Source organism: Acidovorax sp. DMC1, from assembly GCF_056314325.1.
On the sequence record NZ_JBQUYO010000009.1, the window covers coordinates 79996 to 106151 of the forward strand.

The 26156-nt window shown below is 66.6% G+C and carries 20 protein-coding genes; 8 read left to right on the forward strand and 12 right to left on the reverse strand.

The genetic code is table 11. The features are described from left to right. The gene (locus ACT531_RS17980) at nt 1-246 is read right to left on the reverse strand and encodes a hypothetical protein (protein WP_060985330.1); all 246 of its coding nucleotides are present in this window, start codon (nt 244-246) and stop codon (nt 1-3) included. A gap of 347 nt (nt 247-593) precedes the next feature. Then, nucleotides 594-2477: a serine hydrolase domain-containing protein gene (locus tag ACT531_RS17985; protein WP_476018301.1), complete on the reverse strand. Its 1884-nt coding sequence runs from the start codon at nt 2475-2477 to the stop codon at nt 594-596. A 106-nt stretch (nt 2478-2583) separates the two neighbouring features. Here ACT531_RS17985 and hrpA point away from each other — a divergent pair, with 106 nt between their 5' ends. Beyond that, the gene (gene hrpA, locus ACT531_RS17990) at nt 2584-6669 is read left to right on the forward strand and encodes an ATP-dependent RNA helicase HrpA (protein ID WP_476018302.1); all 4086 of its coding nucleotides are present in this window, start codon (nt 2584-2586) and stop codon (nt 6667-6669) included. 94 nt (nt 6670-6763) lie between these two features. Here hrpA and ACT531_RS17995 read toward each other — a convergent pair whose 3' ends face one another. Beyond that, a complete protein-coding gene (locus ACT531_RS17995) occupies nt 6764-7198 on the reverse strand; it encodes a hypothetical protein (protein ID WP_476018303.1) in 435 nt (144 codons plus the stop codon). 191 nt (nt 7199-7389) lie between these two features. Here ACT531_RS17995 and ACT531_RS18000 point away from each other — a divergent pair, with 191 nt between their 5' ends. Beyond that, on the forward strand, nt 7390-9075 hold the full coding sequence (locus ACT531_RS18000; RefSeq protein ID WP_476018304.1) for a long-chain fatty acid--CoA ligase: 1686 nt from the start codon (nt 7390-7392) through the stop codon (nt 9073-9075). 85 nt (nt 9076-9160) lie between these two features. Here ACT531_RS18000 and ACT531_RS18005 read toward each other — a convergent pair whose 3' ends face one another. Beyond that, complete coding sequence (locus tag ACT531_RS18005; RefSeq protein WP_209819826.1) at nt 9161-9535, reverse strand: PilZ domain-containing protein; 375 nt, start codon at nt 9533-9535, stop codon at nt 9161-9163. A gap of 123 nt (nt 9536-9658) precedes the next feature. Between ACT531_RS18005 and ACT531_RS18010 the strand changes: the two genes are divergently transcribed. The 4 genes from ACT531_RS18010 (at nt 9659) to ACT531_RS18025 (ending at nt 14742) form a co-directional block, all read left to right on the forward strand. Beyond that, nucleotides 9659-12619, forward strand: coding sequence for an EAL domain-containing protein (locus ACT531_RS18010; RefSeq protein ID WP_476018305.1), 2961 nt, complete (start codon nt 9659-9661; stop codon nt 12617-12619). Nucleotides 12620-12842: 223 nt separating this feature from the next. Further along, the gene (locus ACT531_RS18015; RefSeq protein WP_110958880.1) at nt 12843-13328 is read left to right on the forward strand and encodes a hypothetical protein; all 486 of its coding nucleotides are present in this window, start codon (nt 12843-12845) and stop codon (nt 13326-13328) included. A 73-nt stretch (nt 13329-13401) separates the two neighbouring features. Next, a complete protein-coding gene (locus ACT531_RS18020) occupies nt 13402-14181 on the forward strand; it encodes a 2OG-Fe dioxygenase family protein (RefSeq protein ID WP_476018306.1) in 780 nt (259 codons plus the stop codon). A gap of 123 nt (nt 14182-14304) precedes the next feature. After that, nucleotides 14305-14742 carry a universal stress protein gene (locus ACT531_RS18025; RefSeq protein WP_056067661.1) on the forward strand — a complete coding sequence of 146 codons (438 nt, stop codon included), beginning with the start codon at nt 14305-14307 and terminating at the stop codon, nt 14740-14742. A gap of 68 nt (nt 14743-14810) precedes the next feature. On the opposite strand, the gene ACT531_RS18030 is transcribed toward ACT531_RS18025, so the two are convergent. The 4 genes from ACT531_RS18030 to ACT531_RS18045 all read right to left on the reverse strand — a co-directional run bounded on the left by ACT531_RS18030 (nt 14811) and on the right by ACT531_RS18045 (nt 18575). Next, entirely contained in the window at nt 14811-15794 is a 984-nt protein-coding gene (locus ACT531_RS18030; protein WP_476018307.1) for a tripartite tricarboxylate transporter substrate binding protein, read from the reverse strand. A 188-nt stretch (nt 15795-15982) separates the two neighbouring features. Continuing rightward, nucleotides 15983-17167: a beta-ketothiolase BktB gene (gene bktB, locus ACT531_RS18035; protein ID WP_476018308.1), complete on the reverse strand. Its 1185-nt coding sequence runs from the start codon at nt 17165-17167 to the stop codon at nt 15983-15985. A 91-nt stretch (nt 17168-17258) separates the two neighbouring features. Beyond that, nucleotides 17259-18020, reverse strand: a complete 762-nt coding sequence (locus ACT531_RS18040; protein ID WP_476018309.1) for an SDR family NAD(P)-dependent oxidoreductase — start codon at nt 18018-18020, stop codon at nt 17259-17261. Nucleotides 18021-18059: 39 nt separating this feature from the next. After that, a complete protein-coding gene (locus ACT531_RS18045; RefSeq protein WP_476018310.1) occupies nt 18060-18575 on the reverse strand; it encodes a MarR family winged helix-turn-helix transcriptional regulator in 516 nt (171 codons plus the stop codon). A 75-nt stretch (nt 18576-18650) separates the two neighbouring features. On the opposite strand from ACT531_RS18045, the gene ACT531_RS18050 reads away from it, so the two are divergent. Next, nucleotides 18651-19556 (forward strand): EamA family transporter, encoded by a 906-nt coding sequence (locus ACT531_RS18050; protein ID WP_476018311.1) that lies wholly within the window; start codon nt 18651-18653, stop codon nt 19554-19556. 71 nt (nt 19557-19627) lie between these two features. Here the strand turns inward: ACT531_RS18050 and ACT531_RS18055 are convergent, their stop codons facing one another. Together ACT531_RS18055 and ACT531_RS18060 are read right to left on the reverse strand one after the other, a co-directional pair. Then, the gene (locus ACT531_RS18055) at nt 19628-20290 is read right to left on the reverse strand and encodes an RluA family pseudouridine synthase (RefSeq protein ID WP_476018312.1); all 663 of its coding nucleotides are present in this window, start codon (nt 20288-20290) and stop codon (nt 19628-19630) included. Continuing rightward, complete coding sequence (locus ACT531_RS18060; protein ID WP_476018313.1) at nt 20277-22529, reverse strand: PAS domain-containing hybrid sensor histidine kinase/response regulator; 2253 nt, start codon at nt 22527-22529, stop codon at nt 20277-20279. Before ACT531_RS18060 ends, ACT531_RS18055 begins: the two co-directional genes overlap by 14 nt. Before the next feature lie 249 nt (nt 22530-22778). Here ACT531_RS18060 and ACT531_RS18065 point away from each other — a divergent pair, with 249 nt between their 5' ends. Then, nucleotides 22779-23435 (forward strand): NAD(P)H-dependent oxidoreductase, encoded by a 657-nt coding sequence (locus ACT531_RS18065; protein WP_060986838.1) that lies wholly within the window; start codon nt 22779-22781, stop codon nt 23433-23435. A gap of 64 nt (nt 23436-23499) precedes the next feature. Here ACT531_RS18065 and ACT531_RS18070 read toward each other — a convergent pair whose 3' ends face one another. Together ACT531_RS18070 and ACT531_RS18075 are read right to left on the reverse strand one after the other, a co-directional pair. After that, nucleotides 23500-24870, reverse strand: coding sequence for an MFS transporter (locus ACT531_RS18070; RefSeq protein ID WP_476018314.1), 1371 nt, complete (start codon nt 24868-24870; stop codon nt 23500-23502). Beyond that, nucleotides 24860-26140 carry an acyltransferase family protein gene (locus ACT531_RS18075; RefSeq protein WP_476018315.1) on the reverse strand — a complete coding sequence of 427 codons (1281 nt, stop codon included), beginning with the start codon at nt 26138-26140 and terminating at the stop codon, nt 24860-24862. Before ACT531_RS18075 ends, ACT531_RS18070 begins: the two co-directional genes overlap by 11 nt. Nucleotides 26141-26156 lie beyond the last annotated feature (16 nt).

Below are 26156 nucleotides of genomic sequence, written 5' to 3' on the forward strand. Positions count from 1 at the left end.
TCAATCGTTCAAAAAGGGGCTCTGGATCGCCTTGCGCAGGGCGACGTTGTCCGCGCGGCGCTGGGCCCCACGGGTTCGGATGTGCTTGCCTGCCGCGCTGGACAGGCTGCGTTGGGCCAGCGCTGCGGCCACAGGGTTTCGGGGCGGGCCCGAGGCTTCAAGCTTCAGCACCAGGGGCTGCTTCATGCGGCGCAGCTTCTTGATTTCACCCTGGGCGAAGGCCCGAGACAGTTTTTTGGCACTCATGGTGTGCGTTCCACAAACAAAAAACCCCGGCAAATTAGCCAGGGCTTGTGGAGCGCTGCACAAGGTGCAGGAGGTCGCTTGTCTGCCGTGGCTGGATGCGTGAAAACACAGTCCAGCCGGGGCGGTGGACAGTGGTCAGGCGGGAGCGAACAAGGGAACAAACATAGCGGTGACCTCCAGGGCTCTCAGGGGCTGGCCGACATAAACGCGCAGTGCTGAAAGAAGGCGCGATTGTGGCGAGGCGTGCTGCGCGTGGCAAGCGCAGGGGGGCGCGGCGCTGGCCGATGTGTCGCACAAAACGCACAGTGTGTGCGCATGGCCCGCACATTGCACGGGGGCAGGGCGGCTCAATCGTGGCGGCGATACATCCAGCCTGCGGCGTGCACCCACTCGTCCTTGTCGTGCGTGTGCACCACCAGCTCCACCAGGTCGCGGCCCGCGTTGTGGGGCACCTGCACCGCCATGCCCGCGCGGTCTGCCGACAGGGGGAGCAGGAACTGCCTGTCGTCCCAGAGCAAGTAGCCGGGCAGGTCTGGCAGCTCCTGCAGGGAGGCGGCCCCCACGCCCATGGCCAGCGGGATGGAGTCGGGCGCCTCGTTGGCCAGCAGCCACGTGCTGCCCAGCCGCGCCGACCACTGCGGCGGGAGCGGGGCGGGGGCCCGCTGCATTTGCTGTGCCACCGTCGTGGCAACCCCGTAGTGCCCGGCCGTGGCTGTCTCGCGCGCAAGCAGGTAGCGGCGGCCTTCGACCTGCTCCCAGCGGTATTGCGTGCGGGGCTGGGCGTCCGACCACCACCAGCCATCGCTGCACAGGCGCAGCCCGGTGCACAGGGACTCCCACCCTTGGGCCTTGGCGGACCAGATCGACAAATCCACCTGCTGGCTGTCGGGCGAGCTGGCTTTGATGGGACGTGCGGAGCAGCCGTAGATGCCCAGCAGGGCGTCCACCGCGCTGGAGGAGGTGGTGGCCTGCGCCGGGAAGGCCGCCGACACCTTGGGGGGCAGCATGCGCAGCTGCCCTATTTCGTGCAGCGCGCGCAGCAGGATGCCTTCGGCAACGGGTCCCGGCTTGAAGCCGGGCGCACTGCCGGTGATCAGCAGCGCCAGGCCCGCTTGCGGCAGCACGTAGAAGTCGCTGGCGTAGAACATCGTGTTGCCGCTCTTTTGCCAAGCCACAAAGCCTGCGGCGTCCAGTCCCGGGTGCTGGGTGCTGTCCCAGCCAAGGCCCGCGTGCCAGTCGGGGGTGAGGTGGCTCAGGCGCATGTCCTGGTACTGCGCGCTGCCCATTTCGGCCACGGCGGCTTTCGAGACGATGCGCTGGCCGTCCAGTTCACCTCCCCGCATCAGCAGGGCGGCCAGCTTCATCATGTCGCTCGGGGTGGTGCACAGCCCGCTGGTGGCGTAGCCCATCACAAACTCCTGGCCCTGGCGGGCATCACCGATGTAGCCGTGGGCAAAGCTGCCTGGGGGCAGGGGCTGCAGCGTGTAGCCCGACCGCGCCATGCCCAGCGGGTTGAGGATGGCCGACTGCACGAACGCCGGATAGGCCTGCCCGGTGACCGCGAGCACGATGCGCTCGACGAGGGTGAAACCATCGTTGCAGTACACCGCCATGGCGCCGGGCGCGTGCTTCAGGTGCACGTCGGCCAATGCAGCCTCTAGTTCGGCCGCGTAGCCCGGTTGCGGGGCAAACGAAAACAGGTTGTGGGTGTGGGTGCCGGGCAGCCCCGACGCATGGTTCAGCAGGTGCCGCACCGTGATGTCGCGGTAGCCCGGCGACAGCATGGTGAACTGCGGCAAGTAGCTCACCACGGGGGCATCCAGTTCCACCAGCTGGCGGTCCACCAGGATCATCACGGCCAGTGCGGCCAGCACCTTGCTCACAGACCCCACGTTGAAGCGCGTATCGGGGGTGGCAGGCGTGCGGGTGCTGTCGTCCAGCACGCCAAACGCCTCCTGCCAGACCAGGCGCTCGCCCTGCAGCAGCGCAATCGATGCCGCCCGCGCCCGGCTCGCCTGCATGGCCTGCCGGATCTCCTGGCGGCCCCAGGCCATGGTGGCTGGCAGCTGGGGCCCCGGGTTGTTGCTGCCACCGCAGCCTGGCAGCCAAGGTGCCACTGCGGTGGTGCCCGCCCATGCCAGCCAGTCGCGGCGGGACGGGGAGCGGGGTGGGGGGCGAGTTGCGGCGTGGTCGTCGGCAGCGGGTGTGGGGGCAGATGTCTGCAAGGGCATGCGGCTGTTCCAAGGGGCCCACCGGCCACGGAGACATCGCCGCGCGGTGGAGAAGGTGTGCGCATTACATACCGAAAACCCCGGCTCTCGGATAATGCGTGCCTTCATGACCGAATCCGCGCCTCTCTCCCCCACGTCTCCCGCCCCCCGCGCCGCCCCTGCCACCACGCCGCTGCGCATCACTTTTCCTGATTCCCTGCCCGTTTCGGGCAAGCGCGAAGAGATCATGGCGGCCATCACCAAGCACCAGGTCATCATCGTGTGTGGTGAGACGGGCTCGGGCAAGACCACCCAGCTGCCCAAGATCGCGCTGGCGCTGGGACGGGGCAAGTGCAATGCCAAGCCCGGACAGAAAGGGCAGCTGATTGGCCACACCCAGCCGCGCCGCATTGCAGCCAGCAGCGTGGCCAAGCGCATTGCCGAAGAGCTGAACACGCCGCTGGGCGACGTGGTGGGCTTCAAGGTGCGGTTTCAGGACCGCTTGAGCCGCGATGCGTCCGTCAAGCTGATGACCGACGGCATCTTGCTGGCCGAGACGCAGACCGACCCGCTGCTCAAGGCCTACGACACCATCATCATCGATGAGGCGCACGAGCGCAGCCTGAACATTGACTTCCTGCTGGGCTACATCCGGCAGATCCTGCCGCGCCGGCCGGACCTGAAAGTCATCGTCACATCGGCCACGATCGATGCGGACCGGTTTGCCAAGCACTTTGAAAGCGCCAAGGGTCCGGCCCCGGTCATCATGGTGTCGGGCCGCACCTTTCCGGTCGAGCAACGCTACCGCCCGTTTGAAGAAAGCCGCGACTACGGTCTGAACGAGGCCATTGCCGATGGCGTGGATGAGCTGTGGCAGGGCAACGCGGCGGGCGACATCCTGGTTTTCTTGCCGGGCGAGCGTGAGATCCGCGAGGCCGCCGACCATCTGCGCAAACACCTGTCGCACCAGCCGGTGATGCGCAATGCCGAGGTGTTGCCGCTGTTCGCGCGCCTGTCGCAAGCCGAGCAGGATCGCATCTTTGACGGCCACACGGGCCGCCGCATCGTGCTGGCGACCAACGTGGCCGAGACCTCGCTCACGGTGCCGGGCATCCGATACGTCATTGACGCAGGCACAGCGCGCGTCAAGCGCTACTCTTTCCGTAGCAAGGTGGAGCAGCTGCTGGTCGAGCCCATCAGCCAGGCCGCCGCCAACCAGCGCGCGGGCCGCTGCGGCCGGGTGGCCAACGGCATCTGCATCCGCCTGTATGACGAGGCAGACTTCAACAGCCGTCCGCGCTTTACCGACCCCGAAATTTTGCGTAGCTCGCTGGCCGGCGTCATCCTGCGCATGAAGTCGCTGCACCTGGGCGACGTCACTCAGTTTCCGTTCATCGAGGCGCCCTCGGGCCGCGCGATTGCCGACGGCTACCAGCTGCTGGCCGAGCTGGGCGCGGTGGACGACGCCAACGAACTCACGTCCGTGGGCGTGGAGCTGTCGCGCTTGCCGCTGGACCCGCGCGTGGGCCGCATGATCATCGAGGCGCGCGACCGCAAGGCGCTGGACGAGGTGCTCATCATTGCCAGCGCCCTGAGCGTGCAGGACGTGCGCGACCGTCCTATGGAAGCGCAGCAGCAGGCCGACCAGGCGCACGCCAAGTTCGACGACGACAAGAGCGAGTTCAGCGGGTATCTGAAGCTGTGGAAGTGGATCAACGAGGCCCGGGGCGGGGCGCCCAGCCTGCCGTCGGCCCGTGCCCAAAAAGCCATGGCCGCGCAGAAGGCGCCGTCGCAGGCGTACCTGCCCGTGGAGCGGCGCGGCGGCGCGCCTGCAGCGGCTGCTGCAGCAGCAATACCCGCCGCCCCAGCCGCCACCCACAAACTCAGCAACCGCCAGTACGAGCAGTTGCTGCGCCAGAACTTCATCAGCATCCGCCGCCTGCGCGAGTGGCGCGACATCCACACCCAGCTGCTCACAGTGGTGACCGAGCACAAGTGGCAGATCAACACCCAGCCCGCCAGCTACGAGCAACTGCACCTGTCCATGCTGGCCGGGCTGCTGGGTAACGTCGGCTGCAAAAGCGACGAGGAGGACTGGTACCTGGGCGCGCGTGGCATCAAGTTCTACAAGCACCCGGGCGCGCACCTCAACAAGAAGCCCGGCCGCTGGATCATCGCGTCGGAACTGGTCGAGACCACGCGCCTGTTCGGCCGGGGCATCGCTGCGATTGAGCCGCAGTGGCTGGAGCAGATCGGCGGCCACTTGCTGAAGAAGCAACTGCTGGACCCGCATTGGGAGAAGAAGTCCGCCGAGGTCGTGGCGCTGGAGCGCGCCACGCTGTACGGCATCGTGGTCTACAACAACCGCCGCGTGAACTTCGGCAAGGTAGACCCGCACGCCGCGCGCGAGGTGTTCATCCGCGAGGCGCTGGTGGGCGGCAACTGGGAGACGCGCCTGCCGTTTTTGGCCGCCAACCAGAAGATGATCGCCAAGGTCGAAGAGCTGGAGCACAAGTCCCGCCGCCAGGATGTGCTGGTGGACGACGAACTCATCTACGCCTTCTACGACCAGCAACTGCCGCCCGAAGTGTGCAGCGGCCATAGCTTTGAGGCCTGGTACCGCGACGAAAGCAAAAAGCAACCCGACCTGCTCAAGCTCACCCGCGAAGAGCTGATGCGCCACGAGGCTGCAGGCATCACCACCAACGCCTTTCCCAAGACGGTGCGCCTGGGCGGTGTGGACTGCGCTGCAAGCTATCTGCACGAGCCCGGCGATGCGCGTGACGGCATCACCGTGACCATCCCGCTCTTTGTGCTCAACCAGGTGAGCGACGAGCGCTGCGAGTGGCTGGTGCCCGGCATGCTCAAGGACAAGATCCAGGCCCTGCTCAAAAGCCTGCCGCAGCGCCCGCGCAGCCGCTTTGTGCCGCTGCCCGACAGCGCCACGCGCCTGGCCGAGCTGCTGGGCGCACCCGAGCGCTTTGGCACGGGCAGCCTGACCGAGGTGCTGCTCAAGCAGGTGCGCGACGAAACCTCGCTGGACGTGAAGCGCGCCGACTTCAAGCTCGACATGCTCAGCCCCCATTTGTTCATGAACTTCCGCGTGGTGGACGAGCACGGCCGCCAGCTGGGGCATGGCCGCAACCTGGGCGCGCTGAAGGCGGAGTGGGGCGCCAAGGCGCGGGGCGCGTTTCAGGCGCTGGCGGGGCTCAAGCTGGGTGGTGGCGGGGCTGAGAAAGAAAAATCTGAGCCAAATATGCCTCCAGCGCTTGATGGTAAAGCGCAAACAGCTATCAAATCAGGAGTAAAGGGCCCTGCACCCGGCTCCGCGAAACCTGCGACCACTACGCCATCCGCCCCTGCGGGCCAGCGCTACACGGCCTGGACGTTTGGCGAGCTGCCCGAACTCATGGAGATCAAGAAAGCCGGCCAGACGCTGATCGGCTTTCCCGCGCTCATCGACGGAGGCGACGCCGTCACCATCGAAGTTTTCGACGAGCCTGAGGTGGCCGCCGCCAAGCACCGCGCCGGCCTGCGCCGCCTGTTTGCGCTGCAGATCAAGGACGCGCTCAAGTACCTGGAAAAGAACATCCCCGACCTGCAGAAAATGGCCGTGGCCTACATGCCCCTGGGCACGCAGGAAGAGCTGCGCACCCAGATCATCGACGTGGCGCTGGACCGCGCCTTCCTGCTCGACCCGCTGCCCACCGACGAGTTCGCCTTCAAGCGCCGTGTGGAGGAGGGCCGAGGCCGCCTCACACTCATCGCCAATGAGGTCGCGCGTCTGGCGGGCACCATCCTCACCGAATACTCCGCCGCTGCCCGCAAGATCAAGGACACCAAGAACGCCCCGGATGCGACGGCCGACGCGCAGCAACAGCTGCAACGCCTGGTGCCCAAGAACTTCATCGCCGTGGCCCCCTGGGCGCAACTGGCCCACTACGCCCGCTACCTCAAGGCGATCACCCTGCGGCTGGACAAATACCGCGCCGACCCTGCCCGCGACGCCGCCAAACTGGCCGAACTGCGCCCGCAAGAGCAGCGCTACTGGCGCCTGGTCGCCGAGCGCAAGGGCGCGGTGGATGCGCGCATGCAAGAGCTGCGCTGGCTGCTGGAGGAACTGCGCGTGAGCTTCTTTGCGCAAGAGCTGCGCACGCCGCAGCCGGTGAGCGTCAAGCGGCTGGACAAGCTGTGGGCGCAGATTCAAAGTTGAACGCGCTGCCGGTCCGCGGGTACTGCGCCCGGCTGCGATATGCGATGTGAGTTGGCCCCCCGGGCAGCACGAATCCGACAGTGGCCTGCGGACGTCAGGGCCGTGTCCAGAGCTTGAAGGTCACGTACATGGCATACGCCAGCGCAACCACCATCCACACCACGAAAAACAGGTTCGCCCAATATTTGTCAGCATGCTCGGCCAGCGTGTAGATCTGCCCTGCGCAGCCCTTGCCAACGCACGGAATCTGGCGCAGAACCATCGCGCGCAACGCTTCATAGAGCAGATAGCACCCGATCCCCGCCACGACCAGAAAGCTGAAAGGTCCCAGTGGTGATTTGGTGTACTCGCCGCTGTCATCCCGTGGGCCCTGGCGCAGTAGCTTTTGCCCGTAGCGGTACCAGACGTATCCGACGAGCAGCATCAATGCGTAGTACAGGGCTGTGAGCATGCTTTGCAGAGCGTGATTCGGTAGGTTGAGGTAGGGACGACGTCGGCCTTCGTGCGGCAACTGGCTGAATGAACGCATGGACCTAGCACGGCTGCCTTCCGGCGATCTTAGCGGCAAGGCATTTGGTAACCACTTGTTTTTGTCGACAGCGTGTTCCGTCTGCGCGCCATGGGGTAACGGTCGCCTGCGCGACCATTCATCAGTGGCATCCCCAATGTCCTCGGGCTCCATGCGACCTAGGCTGGTGGCTTCTAAGGAAATCCAGCCCCATGCGACCTCACTACAAGTTCTGGCCCCGCCGCCTTCCCCATGCCATCACGCTGCCTGCCACCTCGCTGTGGGACAACCTGGCGACCAATGCACGTCGCTACCCCGACAAGGCGGCGTTGGTGTTTTTCGGCACCACGGTCAGCTACCGTCAGCTGATGGAAGGCGCGGAGCGCCTGGCTGCGCGGCTGGCCCAGTTGGGGGTGCAGCGTGGCGACCGGGTGGTGCTGTGCATGCAGAACTGCCCGCAGCTGGTGATGGCGCACTTTGCCATCCTTCGCGCCAACGCAGTGGTGGTGCCGGTCAACCCCATGAACCGGGCTGAGGAGCTCAAGCACTACATCACCGACCCCGACACCAAGGTGGCAATCACCACCGGCGATCTGGCCCCGGAGATGGCCAAGGCAAGTAACGCGTTGGCCGCTGGCGAGCGGCTGGCGCATCTGGTGGTCACGCAGTTCTCGGATGCGTTTGACGTGGGCGTGACCGGCATGGATGCGCCGCCCGAGGCCTGGATGGACTGGCTGGGCACACGCCACCCTTTGCCTGCGCTGGAGGGCGGGCAGGCCCACGCGTGGGTGGATGCCCTGGCTTGCACCGTCGCGCCCCCTGCCTTGTCGGTGGGCCCGGCCGACCTGGCGTTGTTGCCCTACACCAGCGGCACCACGGGGCTGCCCAAGGGCTGCATGCACCTGCACAAAAGCGTCATGCACAACGCGGTGGCCAGCAGCCTGTGGGGCAATGGGTCTGCCGACAATGTGACGCTGGCGGTGGTGCCCATGTTCCACATCACCGGCATGGTGAGCGTGATGCACACGTCCATTTACTGCGGCGCCACGCTGGTCATCATGCCCCGCTGGGACCGCGACCTGGCAGGGCGCCTGATATCGCGTTACCAGGTCACCACCTGGACCAACATTCCCACCATGGTCATCGACCTGCTGGGCAGCCCGAACTTTGCCAGCTATGACCTGTCCAGCCTGGCCTATATCGGCGGTGGCGGCGCGGCCATGCCGCAGGCCGTGGCGCAGCGCCTGCTGGAGCAATATGGCCTGCGCTACGCGGAAGGCTATGGCCTGACCGAAACGGCCGCTCCGTCGCACGCCAACCCGCCCGACCATCCCAAGCAGCAGTGCCTGGGCATTCCGTTCATGAGCACCGATGCGCGGGTGATCGACCCCGACACGTTGCAGGAACTGCCCGTGGGCGAGCAGGGCGAGATCATCATCCATGGCCCCGAGGTGTTCGAGGGCTACTGGAAGCGGCCCGATGCCACGGCATCGGCCTTCATCGAGTTCGAGGGCAAGCGGTTCTTCCGCTCAGGCGACCTGGGGCGCATGGACGAGGACGGCTACTTCTTCCTGACCGACCGGCTCAAGCGCATGATCAATGCCAGCGGCTTCAAGGTGTGGCCTGCCGAGGTCGAAGCGCTGATGTTCCGCCACCCTGCCATCCAGGAGGCCTGCATCATCGCGGCCAAGGACAGCTACCGGGGCGAGACGGTGAAGGCGGTGGTGGTGCTGCGCGCCACGCACAAGGACACCACCGAGCAGCAGATCATCGACTGGTGCCGCGAGAACATGGCGGTATACAAGGTGCCGCGCATCGTGCAGTTTGTGCCTGCGTTGCCCAAGAGCGGGAGCGGCAAGGTGATGTGGCGCGCACTGCAGGAGCAGGAGGCGCAGTGATCGGGCGGCACCGGCTGGTCTGACCAGCGCGCAAAGAGAACCAGAAGCGCCGCTGCAGCAGCGGCGCTCGCGCCTGCGGCAGCCGTCAGTGCGCCGCGCCCGCCATCGTCAGCTCGCCCAGGTCCCGCTCCAGCAGGGCGGGGTCGCCCAGTTGCAGCTCGATCAGGCGGCGCAGGTGGGTGACGCTGTCCAGATCGATGCCCTTGCACAGCAGCCCGGTGTGCAGGCCCTGCACGTGGGCTACCTCGGTGGACATGGCGATGTGGTTGCCCGTGTCGGCCAGGGGAATGGTCAGTTGGCACAAGGTGCCTTGCCCCAATGCCGCCTGTGCGGGCACCATGATCAGAGCGCCCTTGAGGGACAGGTCCAGCACATGCACGCTGAACGCAGCGGTGGCCGTGGTCAGCAGGGCCGGCGCATCAAAACCAACGCGGACGAAGTGGCGGCGTTCATGGGGCATCGCTGTCTCCTGGGCGGGGCGGGGTGTGGAACACATGCTAACCCAACCGGCGCACGGCAGTTAATTTTTGGAGGTTTTTGCAAGCATTAGTTACTATGGGTTCTCCATCACCAAGGGGCCGGTGTGAAACCTGGCGTGAACTGGCTGGTGCGGCGCTGCGCCGCGTGGCTCAAAGGCATTGTGTGGGTGGCCGTACTGACGGCCAGCGCCAGCATTGCCGCCGCCCCACGCGAGCTGCGTGTGGGGGTGTATTCCAACGAGCCCAAGGTGTTTGTGGATGCCGATGGCAAGGCTGCAGGCATTTTTGTGGACCTACTGCAACTGGTGGCGGCCCGCGAGCAGTGGACCCTGAAATATGTGCCTTGCAGCTGGCAGGACTGCCTGGATGCGCTGCGAGAGGGGCAACTGGACCTCATGCCCGATGTGGCCCGGTCGCCCGAGCGCGAGATCCTGTACGACTTTCACCGCCTGCCGGTGCTGCACAGCTGGTCGCAGATCTACCGGACCTCGGGCGCGCCCATCTATTCACTCTTTGACCTGCAGGGCAAGCGGGTGGCGGTGCTCAAGGGCTCCGTGCAGCGGTCCACCTTCCTGAACATGGTGGACAGCTTTGGCATCCAGGTGTCTCTGGTGGACGCCCCCGGTCTGATCGAAGCGTTTGCGATGGTGCAGCGGGGCGAGGCCGATGCGGTCATCTCCAACCACCTGTTCGGCAACTTTCATTCGGCCCGCTATGGAGTGGTTGATACGGGCATTGTGTTCCAGCCCGCTACGCTGTTCTTTGCGACCGGCCCCGGTCGCAATGCAGATGTGTTGGCGGCCATTGACCGATCCGTCGAGAACTGGCGCAGTGGCGCCGACCCGGCCTATGCCCAGGTGATGCGCCACTGGGGCGGGCAAGACCCTGGCGTGCAGATTTCCCCCTGGGTGTGGCGGGGGCTTGCGGGCTTGGTGACGTTCAGCTTGCTGGCTGCGTTGATGGTTGCGATCTTGCGTCGCCAGGTCCAAGAGCGTACGCGCCACTTGCGGGACAGCGAGCAAAAGCTCGCCACCATTTTGGACAGTGTTGGCGCGTTCATTTACATCAAGGGCAAGGACTACCGCTACCAGTACGCCAACCACCACACGCTGCATTACTTTGGCAGGCCGGCGCACGAGGTATTGGGCCATGACGATGCGGCGTTTTTCGACGCAGCCACGGCGCAACGGCTGAGGGCCAACGACCGTCGGGTGCTGGAGGACGGCGAGACGCTGGAGGCGGAGGAGGTGAACACGCCCGCCGCCACGGGCGAGACACGCGCGTTTTTGTCGATCAAGATTCCGCTGCGCCACGCGGATGGCAGCATTTATGCGCTGTGTGGCATCTCGACCGACATCACCGAGCGCCGCAAGGCCGAAGAGTCACTACAGATTGCGGCGACGGTGTTCGAGTCGTTCGAGGGCATGATCGTGACGGGGCCAGACCAGCGCATCCTCAAGGCCAACCAGGCGTACGCACGGCTGACCGGCTACTCGGTGGAGGAACTGGTGGGCCAGACGCCGCGCCTGTTGCACTCGGGCCGGCAGGACGCTTCTTTTTACGCGGCCATGCAGAACACGTTGCACTCCAGCGGCATGTGGCAGGGCGAGGTGTGGAACCGGCGCAAGGACGGCACCGAATACCCGGCCTGGATCACCATCACCACCGTGCGTTCGCCGCGCGGCGAGATCACTCATTACGTGGGTACGCAGACAGACATATCCAGCCGCAAGGCCGCCGAGGAGGAAATCCGCCTGCTGGCCTTCTACGACCCGCTCACCGGCCTGCCCAACCGCCGGCTGATGAACGACCGCCTGCAGCACAGCCTGGCCGCCTGTGCGCGCTCGGGGGCGGGCGGCGCATTGCTGTTTGTGGATCTGGACAACTTCAAGGACCTGAACGACACCCAAGGGCACGAGCTGGGCGACCAGCTGCTGCGCCAAGTGGCTGCGCGCCTGGGGGGCTGTGTGCGAATGGGGGACACCGTGGCACGCCTGGGAGGGGACGAATTTGTGGTGCTGCTGGAGGGGCTCAGTCCCCAGGTGCACGAGGCCGCTGCCCAGGCCGAAACGGTGGGCCGCGCGGTGTTGCAGGCGCTCAGCCAGAGCTATCAGCTTGACGGCCACGCGCACCACAGCTCCTGCAGCATTGGCATCGCGCTGTATGCGGATGCGCGTGGTTCGGTGGACGAATTGCTCAAGCACGGCGACATGGCCATGTACCAGGCCAAGGGCGCTGGCCGCAACACCCTGCGGTTCTTTGATCCGCGCACCCAGGCCAACGTGACCGCGCGCACGCTGCTGGAGGCGGGTTTGCGCGACGGCCTGCGCGAAGGGCAATTCTTGTTGCACTACCAGGCGCAAATCCACCAGCAGCGCGGCATTGTGGGCGCCGAGGCCCTGGTGCGCTGGCAGCACCCGCAGCGCGGGCTGGTGTCGCCGGCCGAGTTCATCCCGGTGGCCGAGGCTTCGGGCCTCATCGTGCCGCTGGGCGTGTGGATTCTGCGCACGGCCTGCCTGCAACTGGTGGAGTGGGCCCGCGACCCGCAGACAGCCCACTGGACCTTGGCCGTGAACGTGAGCGCCCGGCAGTTCCGCCACAGCCACTTTGTGGATGAAGTGCTGGGCGTGCTAGAAGAAACCGGCGCGAACCCGCACCGGCTGAAGCTGGAGTTGACCGAGACCCTGCTGCTGGACGATGTTGAGGACACCATCCTGCGCATGGACACCCTGCGCGCGTCGGGCCTGGGCTTCTCGCTGGATGACTTTGGCACGGGCTATTCGAGCCTGAGCTATCTCAAACGCTTGCCGCTGGACCAGCTCAAGATCGACCAGAGCTTTGTGCGCGACCTGCTCACCGATGCCAACGACGCCAGCATCGCCCGCACCATCGTCACCCTGGCCCACAGCCTGGACCTGGGGGTGATTGCTGAGGGGGTCGAAACACAGGAGCAACGCGACATGCTGGCCAGTCTGGGGTGCCACACCTGGCAGGGCTACCTGTTCGGGCGCCCCGGGCCTGCCGATGCGCTGGTGCAGTCGGTGGCCAGCGCGACGACCTGGTGACGCCTTTTTTGTCGGCAGGGTACCCTCCGCTGGGCGTTACCCATGGGCTGCCCATGGGTTGCCCACAACTGTCGCCATTGGCTGACATTGGGTAGCCTGTGAACGGTGTAAGGTACGGCACGCCATGTGATTTACCGTACGGCCGACCGCATGACTGACGCACGGCCTCCTTCGCCCGCATCGATGTTCGTGTGCAGGGTGGGGCAGTCCGCAGGAGCTTTTCATGAAAAACAATCTATTTCCCACGATCCGCCTTCTTGTTTCTGGCGCGGCCGCCGCCGTGCTGCTGGGCCTGGGCGGCGGCGCCCATGCGCAAGCCTACGTCAACGCCACCGTGGGGGGCGAACTGGCTCCCGGTGTGTATGGCCGCATCAATATTGGCAACGCGCCACCACCTCCTCTGCTTTACGCAGAGCCCGTCATCATCCAGCGCCCTGCGGTGGTGGTGCCCCGTGCGCCCATCTACATGTACGTGCCGCCCGGCCATGCCAAGAACTGGAGCAAGCACTGCGCACGCTACAACGCCTGCAGTCAGCCGGTGTATTTTGTGCAGGAGCCACCTCCCCGCCGCGGCAACCCGCACCGCGGGCCCCATGGCCGGGACGACCGCCGCTGGGAACATGACCATCGCCACGATGACCGCCATGACCACGATCGCGGACCCGGGCGCGGAGAGGGCCGTGGCAAGGGCCATGGTCATCGGGACTGAGCCACCCTGCATTTCTCCGAGTTTGCGCCCGCGCAGAGGAGGGGGCCGCACCAGCGGTTAAGCTCGGGCCTCTATGGCCCAAGTCTCCTTTTCTCCCCCTTTCACCCAACCGGCTGATGTTGCCAGCCAGTTGCGCCACAGCGGTTTTGCGGTGCTCAGCCCGGCCGCAGTGGCCGAGTGGGTCGGCTGTGATCTGTCGGCGCTCATGGCGCTCAATACCGATTGGGGCGCTCTTCCTCCCGATGAATTCCTGAAGGATGGTGGCCGCTACCGTCGCCGACGCCATGCCTGTTTTGTGCTGCAACAGGGCCAGATGCAGCAGGTGCCGCACCGTGCCCACTGGCAGCCTGTGGAGTACAACGCCCTGCACGGCGGCATGGAGCGCTGGTTTGCCCCCATGGAGCCCGCGACCGTGGCGCAGCCCGTGTGGCAGCAGTTGCTCGTCGCTCTGGCGGGCGTGTCGGACGCTGTGTTTGCCGGGCCTCAAGCCCCGGTGCCCTGGTTTGTGGAGGCGCACCAGTTCCGCATCGACACCACCGACGGCATCGGCCGCCCCACACCCGAAGGTGCCCACCGCGATGGCGTGGATCTGGTTGCGGTGTTTCTGGTGGGGCGCGAGGGCGTCAAGGGCGGTGAGACACGGGTGTTCGAGGCCAACGGCCCTGCCGGACAACGCTTTACGCTGACCGAGCCCTGGTCCCTGCTGTTGCTGGACGATGCGCGCATGATCCACGAGTCCACGCCTATCCAGCCGCTGAAGGACGGGGGCTACCGCGACACCCTGGTGGTGACCTGCCGGCGGGGCAACTTCCAGGGTGCGGACGTGGTGGGGCAGGCGCCGTCGGGGGGGTGAACACTGCGGCAGAAGTGCATCCGATTTGATGCGAATCAAGATGCGGGTTATGGTGGCGGTTCACACTGTCGCCCATGGTCAGGCCACAAGCCTGGTCTCACCCCTCATTCAAGGAGTAGCACCATGTTCAAGCACATTCTGGTTCCTGTCGACGGTTCCAAGACCTCCATGCTGGCCGTCTCCAAGGCCGCAGGCCTGGCCAAGACCTTTGGCAGCGCCGTCACTGCGGTGTATGTGATCGACCCGTATCCCTTCACCGGCGTGGGTGCCGACTTTGCCTACGGACAGGCCCAATACATCAGTGCCGCCACGGCCGAGGCCAATGCAGCGCTGGATGCCACCAAGCAGGCCATGGCTGATGCGGGTGTGCAGGTCACCACCGTGGTGGGCGAGGGCCATGCAGTGCACGACGGCATCCTGCGCGCGCTGGAGAGCACGGGCGCCGACCTCATCGTGATGGGCTCGCATGGCCGCCGTGGCCTGGAAAAGCTGGTGCTGGGCAGCGTCACGCAGCGTGTGCTGGGTGTGGTGCACATCCCTGTGCTGGTGGTGCGGGACTGATTGTTGTTGCCCCATGCAAAACGGCTCCTTTCGGAGCCGTTTTTTATTGCAGCAAGCGCCGCAGGGGGTCACTCAATCTTTGCGCCCGAGGCTTCCACAATGCCCTTCCACTTGGCGTAGTCAGCCTTGAGCAGGGTGTTGAACTGAGCGGCCGACATGGCCTCGGGCTCGGCGCCCTGGGCGTGGATGGCGGCCTTCATTTCAGGGGTGGCCAGCAGCTTGTTGATTTCTGCATTGACGACGTTCACCACGGTGGCCGGTGTGCCGGCGGGCGCAAACACGCCGTACCAGGTGCTCACATCAAAGTCCTTGAAGCCCGATTCGGACACGGTGGGCACCTCGGGCATGGACGAGCTGCGCTTGGCCGAGGTCACGGCCAGCGGGCGGAGCTTGCCCGACTTGATCTGGGCCATGGCCGATGGCACCGAGGACATGAGCAAGTCCACGTTGCCCGACAGCGCATCCATCAGCGCAGGGTTGGAGCCCTTGTACGGGATGTGGCTGAGCTTGATGCCCGCAGCCTTCTCGAACAGGTCGCCCGCCAGGTGGATGGAGGTGCCGTTGCCGGGCGACCCGTAGGTGATGGTGCCGGGAGCAGCCTTGGCGGCAGCCACCACGTCGGCCAGTGTCCTGAACTTGGAGTTGGCACTGGTTGCAATGACCACGGGCGTGTAGGCCACATGGGCCACGGCGGTCAGGTCCTTGGTGGGGTCCCAGGGCAGGTTCTTGTACAGCCAGGGGCCGATGACGAGGTTGTCCTTCTGGCCCATGACCAGGTCATAGCCTGTGGGCGCGGCCTTGACGGCCTCGCCAATGCCGATGGTGCCGCCCGCGCCGGCGCGGTTATCGGCCACCACGGTCCACTTGGCGCTCTCGGTGAGCTTGGTGGCCACCAGGCGCGACAGGATGTCGGTGCCGCCGCCGGGCGGGAAGGGCACGATCAGGCGGACGGGCTTGGCCGGGTAGGCCGCCGCAGGGGCTGGCGCCTGGGCGTGGGCTGTGGTGCCCAGCGCGAAGGCGAGGGCGGTGAAGGAAAGCAGGGTGCGCATCATGGTGAGGGGTGTCTCCGTCGGTTCAGTGGTGTGCGGGCCGCCGCCAGGCCGCTGGGTGCGGCTGCGGTGGCCCGGCTGATCTGGGGCAGCGGGCGCCAATGATCGCTGATCGACTGTGGCGCACGCGTTGCCAATAGCAGGTGGCAGCATCGCGGGTGGCGATGGCAGTCTGCGCACCCGCGTGCAGGTCAGAGGCGCTCAAAAATCGCCGCAATGCCCTGGCCGCCGCCAATGCACATCGTCACCAGCGCATAGCGGCCCTGGATGCGTTGCAGCTCATGGATGGCCTTGACGGTGATGAGCGCACCGGTGGCGCCGATGGGGTGACCCAGCGAGATGCCCGAGCCGTTGGGGTTGACCTTGGCCGGGTCCAGGCCCAGGTCCTTGGTCACTGCACAGGCCTGGGCTGCGAAGGCCTCATTGGCTTCGATCACATCCAGATCGGCCACGGTGAGCCCGGCTTTCTTCAGTGCGAGCTGCGTGGCGGGCACGGGGCCGATGCCCATGTACTTGGGATCCACGCCCGCGTGGGCGTAGGCCACCAGGCGGGCCAGGGGCTTGGCGCCACGGGCCTTGGCGGCACCTGCTTCCATCAGCACCACGGCGGCGGCGGCGTCGTTGATGCCCGAGGCGTTGCCAGCCGTCACCGTGCCGTTTTCCTTGATGAAAACGGGCTTGAGCTTGGCCAGGTCGTCCATCGTGGCGCCGGGGCGGAAGTGCTCGTCGGTGGCGTACAACACGTCGCCCTTCTTGCTCTTCAAGGTGACGGGCACGATCTGGTCCTTGAACACACCGGCCTGCGTGGCGCGCTCGGCGCGGTTGTGGCTCTCGACCGCCAGCTTGTCCTGGTCTTCGCGGCTGATGCCCCACTTGGCGGCGATGTTCTCGGCCGTCACACCCATGTGGATGTTGTGGAAGGGGTCGTGCAGCGCGCCGATCATCATGTCCACCATCTTGGTGTCGCCCATGCGGGCGCCCCAGCGCATGTTCAGGCTGGCAAAGGGCACGCGGCTCATGTTCTCGGCACCGGCGCCAATGGCCACGTCGGTGTCGCCCAGCAGGATGGACTGGCTGGCGCTGATGATGGCCTGCAGGCCCGAGCCGCACAGGCGGTTGACGTTGAACGCAGGCGTGCCCTCGGCGCAGCCGCCGTTGATGGCCGCCACGCGCGAAAGGTACATGTCCTTGGGCTCGGTGTTGACCACGTGGCCGAACACCACGTGGCCCACGTCCTTGCCTTCCACGTTGGCGCGGGCGAGCGATTCGCGCACGACGAGTGCACCCAGTTCGGTGGGGGGCACGTCCTTGAGGCTGCCGCCAAAGGTGCCAATGGCGGTGCGCACTGCGCTGACGACGACGACTTCACGGGTCATGGGGAGGTCCTTTCAGAGAAATTCAGGTCAAAAAGGCTGCAAGCGCTAGTGAATCATGCGGTTGAAGCTATCAAAATAGGAGTAGTCGGGCTCACGCCTCGCGCACGTCGGCCACCGGGTTAGTGCCGAAGTCTGCGCGCTCCAGCCAGGCGAGCACGCGGGTGGCGGCGTCGGCAGGCGATGTGAGCTGGCCACCCGTCTTGAGGTTGGCGAAATTCTGGCGGTCCGGGAAGGCGGTCGGGTCGGCGCCGCGCAGCTGGACCTGCATGTCGGTGTCGATCACACCGGGAGCCAGCGAGCATACCTTGGCCCCATGGGGCTTGAGGGCCTCGTCCAGCGCCACGCAGCGCGTGAAATGGTCCATGCCCGCCTTGGCTGCGCAGTAGGCGGCCTGCGAGGCCATGGCCCGGCGGCCCAGGCCCGACGAGATGTTGAGCACCTTGCGCGGCACCGTCCAGGCGTCCGTCGCGCCCAGGAACGCAGCGGTGAGCTGCATGGGCGCTTCCAGCCCCACACGCAGGGCGGTGGCCAGGTCGTCCACGTCACTGGCCGACAGCGGCGCAATGCGCGGGATCATGCCCGCGTTGTTGATCAGGGTGGCGCTGGCAAACGCCTGCGGGCCCTGGGCCTGCAGCCAGGCTTGCAGTTTGTGGGCCGCCTGCTCGCCCTGCGACAGGTCTTGCTGCCACTGTTCAATGGTAACGCCTGCGGCCCGGGCTTCGGCGGCCAGGTCGTCGTTGGCACTGCGGGCAATGCAGATCAGGGTGTTGCCGCTGCGCAAAAGCTGCTGGGCCATGGCCAGGCCCATGCCGCGCGATGCGCCGGTCAGGATGTAGAGGTGGTTTTGAGGCATCCCGCCATGTTACTGCGCAGTACACAGTGGCGGGAGCCGTCACTGCCCTCTGCGTGACTCCAACGAGGCCAGCAGCAAGGCCAGCCGTGCGTCCAGCGCCGCGATATCAGCCGCCTTGAGGGCCGAAAGGATGCGGTGTTCGTTGGCCACATGGGCCTCCACCGCGCGGTCGATCAGCTCCAGCCCCTGTGGCGTGAGCTGCACCAGCGAGCTGCGGGCGTCGGCCGGGTTGGGCAGGCGCTCAATCCAGCCCTGGGCTTCGAGCTTGGCCATGCGGTGCGTCATGGTGCCGGAGGTGACCATGAGCGTGGAGAACAGCGTGGTCGGCGCCAGGCAGTAGGGCGCGCCGCTGCGGCGCAGCGTGGCCAGCATGTCGAACTCCCAGCGGCTCAGGCCGAACTCGGCAAAGGTTTCATCCAGCCGCCGCTCCAGCAGCACGGCGCAGCGCTTGATGCGCCCGATGGGGCCCATGGGGCCGGCGTCCAGGTCGGGGCGCTCGCGCTTCCACTGGGCCAGGATGGCGTCGACGGCGTCGGGTGGGCGTGGGGTGGCCATGGGCTTGTGGTGGTTGAATTGTCTTGAATTCGAGATTGTATGGTAGAGTTTTTGTCTTGAATTGAAGATAAATACATGACCTCTGCACAATCCACAGCAAGCTCTTCGGTATGGCTGGATGCGCTTGCCACGGCGCTCGGGCCCGTCATCTGGGGTTCGACCTACATCGTCACTACCGAGCTGCTGCCGCCCGACCGGCCCTTTACCGCCGCGCTGCTGCGCACCTTGCCCGCGGGCTTGCTGCTGGTGCTGTGGTGCCGCCGTTGGCCGGCCTGGGGCGACTGGGTGGGGTGGCGGCGCCTGCTGGTGCTGGCGGCGCTGAACATTGGCGTGTTCCAGGCGCTGCTGTTTGTGGCGGCCTACCGGTTGCCCGGCGGCGTGGCGGCCGTGGTGGGCGCCGTGGGGCCGCTGGTGGTGATGGGCCTGACCTGGGCGCTGGACCACCGGCGCCCGCCCGCACTGGCGCTGGCTGCGGGGGCTTTCGGTGTGCTGGGCATGGCGGCGCTGCTGTTGTCGCCCGGTGCGCGCTGGGACATGGTGGGCGTGGCGGCCGCGCTGGTGGGCACGCTGTGCATGGCGGCGGGCACGTTCTGGTCGCGGCGCTGGCGGTCTGACTTGCCGGTGCTGGCGTTTACCGGCTGGCAGTTGCTGGCGGGCGGCGTGATGCTGGCGCCGGTGGCGTGGGCGGTGGACCCGCCTTTGCCTGCACTCACCCTCACCAATATCGCGGGTTATCTGTACCTCAGCCTGGCAGGCGCGCTGGTGGCGTATGCGCTGTGGTTCCGTGGCATTGCGCGGCTGCCGTCGGTGGCGGTGTCGTCACTGGGGCTGCTGAGCCCCGTCACGGCGGTGCTGCTGGGCTGGGCGCTGCTGGGGCAGGCCATGACGGGGGTGTCGCTGGTGGGCATGCTGGTGGTGCTGGCAAGCATCCTGGCCGTGCAGTGGGCCATGTCGCGCCCCGTGCCGCCGGGAGGGCGGTGACCAGCAAATACTTTTGCTATTGAATGGATAGCGGTCTGCGCATGTTTCACCAGCACTAGCGGGCAATTGTGCTAGAAATCGGCCGCCCACTCCAGTGCTACCGGCTCCCCCGTGCCGGGGTGCGCAAAGGCCAGGTGGCTGGCGTGCAGCAGCAGGCGTGGCGCCTGTGCCTGCGTGGCGGCATCGGCATACAGCGCGTCGCCCAGGATGGCGTGGCCGATGGCGGCCAGGTGCACGCGCAATTGGTGGGTGCGGCCGGTGAGCGGCTCCAGTTCAACGCGGGTGGTCTGTGCCGTCGCGTCGTGCGCCAGCGCGCGCCAGCGGGTCAGGCTGGGTTTGCCCACGCCGTGGTCGATGACGCGCAGCGGGCGCCGCTCCCAGTCGGCGGCAATGGGCAGGTCGATTTCGCTCCAGTCGCCACCCACGGTGCCCAGCAGGCCTTGCACCACTGCCTGGTAGCGCTTGTGCACCAGGCGCTCGGCAAACGCGTGGCCCAGGCGGCGCTGCGCGTCGAGGTGGCGCGCCATGAGCACGAGGCCCGAGGTGGCCTGGTCCAGCCGGTGCACGACGAGCGCGCCGGGCCAGCGCAGCTGTGCGCGGGCGCTCAGGCAGTCTTGCTTGTCGGGGCCCCGGCCGGGCACACACAGCAGGCCGGAGGGCTTGCACAGCACCAGCAGGTCGTCGTCTTCATACAGCGCCTGTACGCCATCTGCCACGGGTTCAGGCAGGGTCATGGCCCACGATCAGCCGTTGCACGGTGGCGCAGAGTTCTTCCACGTCGTTGGGTTTGTGGATCAGGGCCTGCGCGCCTTCGGCGAGTGCGGCCTGCTCGATCTCGGCCGTGACGTAGCCCGAGGCCAGGGCCACGGGAAGATCGGGGCGGATGAGGCGGGCCTCGCGCACCAGGTCCACGCCGCAGAAGCCGGGCATGTTGTAGTCGGTCACCAGCAGGTCATAGGCCTGTGGGGCGGCCCGCAACGCGGCCGTGGCCTCGTGGGGGTCGGTATAGCCGCTCACCTCGTAGCCCCGGCGGCGCAGCAGGCGCTGGACCAAAAAGACCAGGGCCTGGTCGTCGTCCACGTACATCACATGGTGCTTCTTGGTCGGTGTGGGGCTGGGCGGTGCTGCGGGGACTGGTGCAGACGCTGTGACCTCTGTAGCTGAGGGGAGTGCCTGCGGGGCCGGGTCGGTGGGCACATCGGCCGCCGCGATGGTTGGGGTGCTGGCCGTGGCATCAGTCGCTACCGGAAAGTACAGCGTGAACCGGCTGCCCTGGCCGGGCGTGCTCTGCACGTCCACACCGCCTTCGTGTGTGCGCATCACGCCATGCACCACCGCCAGGCCCAGGCCCGTGCCCTGGCCCACGGGCTTGGTGGTGAAGAAGGGCTCAAAGATGCGTTCCAGCGTGGCGGCGTCCATGCCGGGGCCGGTGTCGCGCACCGTCAGGGCCACATAGTCGATGGGCGCGAGGCCCAGGCGTTCGGTCAGGCGCTGGTCGGGTTGCACCGTGGCGGCCTCCACATGGATGCTGCCGCGCTCGGTGCCCTGGCTTTGGATGGCATGGACGGCGTTGGTGCACAGGTTGAGCAGGGCCTGCTCGACCTGCGTGGCGTCCGCCAGCACGGGCGGCAGGCCCGCCTGCAGCTGCATGTGCAGTTCGATGGCCGGGGGCAGGGTCACGCGCAGCAGGCGCTCGGTGTCGTGCACCACCTCGGCCAGCGACACGGCCGAGCGCTGCGGGGGCTCGTTGCGGCTGAAGGTGAGGATCTGGCGCACCAGGTCGCGCGCGCGGCGGCCGGCCTTGTCGATCTCCAGCAGGCTCTCCAGCACGGGCGAACCTGCGGCGCAGTCGGCTTTGGCCAGCTCCACATTGCCCAGGATCGCACCCAGGATGTTGTTGAAGTCGTGCGCAATGCCCCCGGCCATGGTGCCCACGGCCTGCATCTTGTGCGACTCGCGCAGCTGGGCTTCCAGTTCATTGCGGTGCGCCTCGGCCTTCTTGCGGCCGGTCAGGTCGCGCGCGAACACGGTGGTGGTCTCGCCGCCGCCCACGCTTTCTGCATGGCGCTCGAACGACACGCTCACCTCCACCGCCAGCTCCTTGCCGCTGGCGGTCAGGGCCGTCATTTCGCCCAGCAGGGCCTGTGTGGTGAGCTGCGCAAACGCCAGAGCCTGCGCTGCATCGGGCAGAAAGCGGTCGAGCGTGCTGCCCAGCGCATCGCTGGCGCTGCACTGGAACAGCGCTGCGGCGGTGGGGTTGAACACGGTAATGCGCTGGTGCTGGTCCACGCAGATGATGGCGTCCAGCGCGGAGTTGATGACGGCCTCCAGCCGCTTTTCGCTGGCACGGATCTGCTCGTTGCGCTGCTGCAGGGTTTCGGCGCTGTGCTGCAAGGCCTGGCGCTCGGCCAGCAGCGGGCCCTGGTCGATCACAGCGCACAAAAACTGCGACAGCGGCTGGCCGCTGGTTTGCGGTGCCTCGATGTGGGCGATGTGCAGGTCGCCGGTGATGCGCGCGGCGTCGCTGATGAGGAAGACCACCTCCTTGACCTCGCTGTGCCCCAGGTCTTGCGCTTGGGCAAAGGCCTCGCGCACACGGGCCGCGTCTTGCGGGCACACAAAGGGCATCAGCGCGGTCAGTGGCCGGTCGCGCTCGGTGGGCTGGAACGAGCGGTGCGCCATGGAGTTGGCCTGCACCACCATGTCGTGGTCGTCCACCACCATGAGGGCCAGCGGCACGCTGGCAAACAGGGTCTCGAAACGCTCGTAGGCGCTCTCGGCCACGGCCTGGCTGTAGCGCAGCACCTTGTTCTGGTTTTCCAGCTCGGCCTGGTAGGCGCGCAAATCAGCCACCAGGCCCTCCGCCGAAGCGCCGGGCGTGCGGGATGGGCTGGCAGGCGGGCGGGGCATGTGCTCTGCAGCTGCGGGCTGGCGGCCTGCAGGGTCCAGAAAAGACAGATCGGGTTCACTCATGAAGGGGCGCGGTCAGCCGGGGGCGTGCCCGGGCGCTCGCCCAGGCTTTCTCAAGTGTACGCCCGCCCATCTGGCGCCACGCGATGGCGACTACATCGTCAAAGCGCGGCGGCAATGCGCATTGGGTCCGATTGTTGATGAATTGCGAACAATCCGTTTCTTTGGCAGGGCTTACCGAACCGTTGTGGGGTGCCTACAGTTCCACCATCGATACATCCCTCGATCCTCCCATTCTTTCAGGACCCTGCCATGACCACAGACACCACCCTCGCCCAACCCCTGCTGAACAAGCTGCAATGGCGCTACGCCGCCAAGAAGATGAACCCCGCCAAGAAGGTGCCGCAAGAGAAGGTGGAGCGCATTCTGGAAGCTGCCCGCCTCGCGCCCACCTCCAGCGGCCTGCAGCCGTTCGAGATCATCGTGGTGACCGACCCTGCCGTGCGCGCCAAGATCCAGCCCATCGCCTGGAACCAGGCCCAGATCACCGACGGCTCGCACCTGCTGGTGTTTGCGGCCTGGGACAACTACACGGCCGACCGCATCAACATGATGTTCGACCTGACCAATGACCAGCGCGGCTTCAAGAACGAAGGTTGGGAAAACTACCGCCAGATGCTGCTGAACAGCTACCCCCAGCGCGACGCCGAAGTGAACTTCCAGCACGCCGCCCGCCAGGCCTACATCGGCATGAGCGCGGCGTTGATCGCTGCGGCATTTGAAGAAGTGGACTCGACGCCCATGGAAGGCTTCGACCCCAACGCACTGGATGAAATCCTGGGCCTGCGGGCACGCGGCCTGCGCAGCGTTGCCATCTTGCCGTTGGGCTACCGCGCCGACGAAGGCGACTGGCTGGTGAACCTGAAGAAGGTGCGCCGCCCCCGCGAGCAGTTCGTCACCGAAGTCTGAGGCACGCGTCCTCAGTCACAAAAAAGGCTGGATCCGTGGTCCAGCCTTTTTTGCGTGGGGAGCCTCAGCGTGTGGCGGGCGCTGCATCCGTCACGCGGCGCATGGGTGTGAGCACAAAGGCCAGTGCGGCCAGCACCACCAGCGTACCCCCGCTGGCGGCAAAAAGCTGGGTGAGCGTGATGCTCTTCATTACCCAGCCGGTGACGGCGGCCGAGATGGGTGCCAGGCCCATGAAGATGAACATGAACAGGCTCATCGCGCGGCCCAGCAGGGCGGGCGGGACCCGGTGCTGGATCCAGGTGAACACACTCACCTGCATGAAGCCGCCTAGCAGGCCGATGACCAGCATCAGCACCGCGCCCTGCCACACGGCGGTGATCAGACCCAGCGGCATGAACAGCGCGCCAATGATGGCGTCGAACGCCAGGATGGTCATGCCCAGGCTGCCAAACCGCAGTCGGGGCACCATGCCCGACACCACCATGCCCAGCAGCGTACCCGCGCCATGGGCGCCCACGATGATGCCGAAGGCGGCGGCACCCAGCTGCGGGCTGCTGCTGGCCAGCACCGGAATGGCGATATGGATGGGACCCATGATGAACAGGGCAATGGCGCTCCAGTACAAAAAGCAGGTGCGCAGCTCGCTGTCGCGCCAGAAGTGACCCAGGCCTTGTGCCACCGAGGCGAGCACCGCCTGTGGCGCGACCGTGGGGGCGGAAAGGCCCGCAAGGCCCGCACGGGTCTGCACCTTGGACAGCGTCCAGGCCGACACGGCGAAGCTCAGCGCATCCAGCGCAAAGGCCATGCCGATGCCGGTGGCGTTGGCACGTGTCGAAGTGCCGGTAGCCGCCCCGATTGCATCCCCCGCGCCAAACAGTGCAATCAGCAGCCCCGCGAGCAAGGGCCCGAGGAACATCGTCAGCTGCCGCAGGCCCAGGCTGATGCCGTTGGCGGCCTGCAGCTGGGGGCGCGCCACCACCGACGGCATCATGGCCGTGCCGGCCGGAATGCTAAACGCCGTGGCCAGCCCAATGCCCAGCGACAGCGCGTACACCATCCACAGCGACAGCGTGCCCGCAAACACCAGCCCCGCCAGCGCGGCCAGCAGCACCAGGTTGACGTATTTGGTGATCATCAGCACTTGCTTGGGCGAATGGCGGTCCACCAGCGCGCCGCCGATCAGGATGAACAGCGCGCGTGGCACGCTGATGAGGGCCAGCACGGTGCCCAGCACCAGTGTGTCGCCCGTCATCTGCAGCACCAGCCAGGGCAGTGCGATCAGCGTGAACTGGTCGCCCAGCATGGACAGGGCCGAGCCGCCAATCATCCAGCGGAAGTTGGGGTCCTGCAGCAGCGCGGCGCGCGGGTCTGAGGGTGGGATTGCAGGGCCTGCGCCGGATGGCTGGGCAGGACGGGGTGAGGTGTCAGGTCGCATGAACGAGGTCTCCCAAAGAATGACGGGTGTGCGTGCGCCCCGTGAGCAAGCGGCCCACAGCGGTAAAACGCACGCAAAGGTGGTAACTGGCCAGGCACAGGGCGGTCGTGGCCAGCACATTGATCAGCATCTTGGCCAGGGCTGGAACGGGCAGGCCGTACAGCAGCGCACCCAGGCCCATCGTGAGGGGCAGGTGCACCAGGTACACCCAGTACGAGCTGTCGGCCAGGTAGGCCAGCCAGGCGCGGGGCTGGCCGACATGGCGCAGAAACAGCCCGATCAGGGCAAAGCTCCAGAGCCACGACGCGCTGTTGTAGGCCAGCGCCATCCAGAACTGCAGGTGGCGCGTGGCCGATACGGGTGCGGCCAGCAGATCGGTAAACGCCCCGGTGACCAGCACCAGCACAAAGGCCGATGCCTCGGGTTGAGCCAGCACTTCCGAAAGCAGTGCAGTGACCAGAAAGCCCACCAGCCCCAAGCCGGCCAGCGCAGGCCAGTGCCGTTCGTAGCGCGCCATCAGCGCCTTGCGGTGCACATAAAGGCACAGGCCAAAGCCGTAGAACAGTCCGTTGTGTATCCATTCCGCCAGCGGCGGCAGAAAGGAACCGCTGGGCGTGACGATGCCGTGGTCGTAGCCCGCGCCAATCCAGGCCAGCGGCAGGGTGAGCGCCAGCAGACCGGTGGGCGTGCCACCCAGCCAGAGGGCGCTGCGTTGCAGGGCCTGCTGCATCTTGTGTGGCAAGGCTCGCACCGCTGTCCATGCCACGGGCGTCAGCAGCGCAAGCCACAACAGCATCCACAAGAACCACAGGTGCATGGTGGGCGGACCCTGGGGCACGTTGGGGCCTTGGGGCAGCAGGCTGCCGTCCACGCCCCAGGTGCCATAGGCCATGCGGTGCAGGAACATCAGCCCGAGCAACGCGCAGGTCACAAACAGCGGCGGCCAGAACAGTGCAAAGGGCAGGCCCAGGCGGCGCAGCCGGTTGCGCACCATGCCAGCCAGCCCGTGCCGCTGGACCAGCGCTGCCACGAAGAACCCGGCGAGGATGAAAAACAAGGGCATGCGAAAGGCATGGATCACCGCCACCAGCAGGTCCGCCAGGGGGCTGGACTGGTCGTCGTGCCAGGGCAGGGGCGATGGCCGGCTCATGTAGAGCACCGAGACATGCAGCACGATGCCCAGCCACATCATGGTGGCGCGCAGGTTGTCCAGCGCGTGCAACCGCCAGGTGGGGGCGGAGCTGCTGGAGGAGGGTGTCGATCCGTTCATGGGGACCGACTGTGAG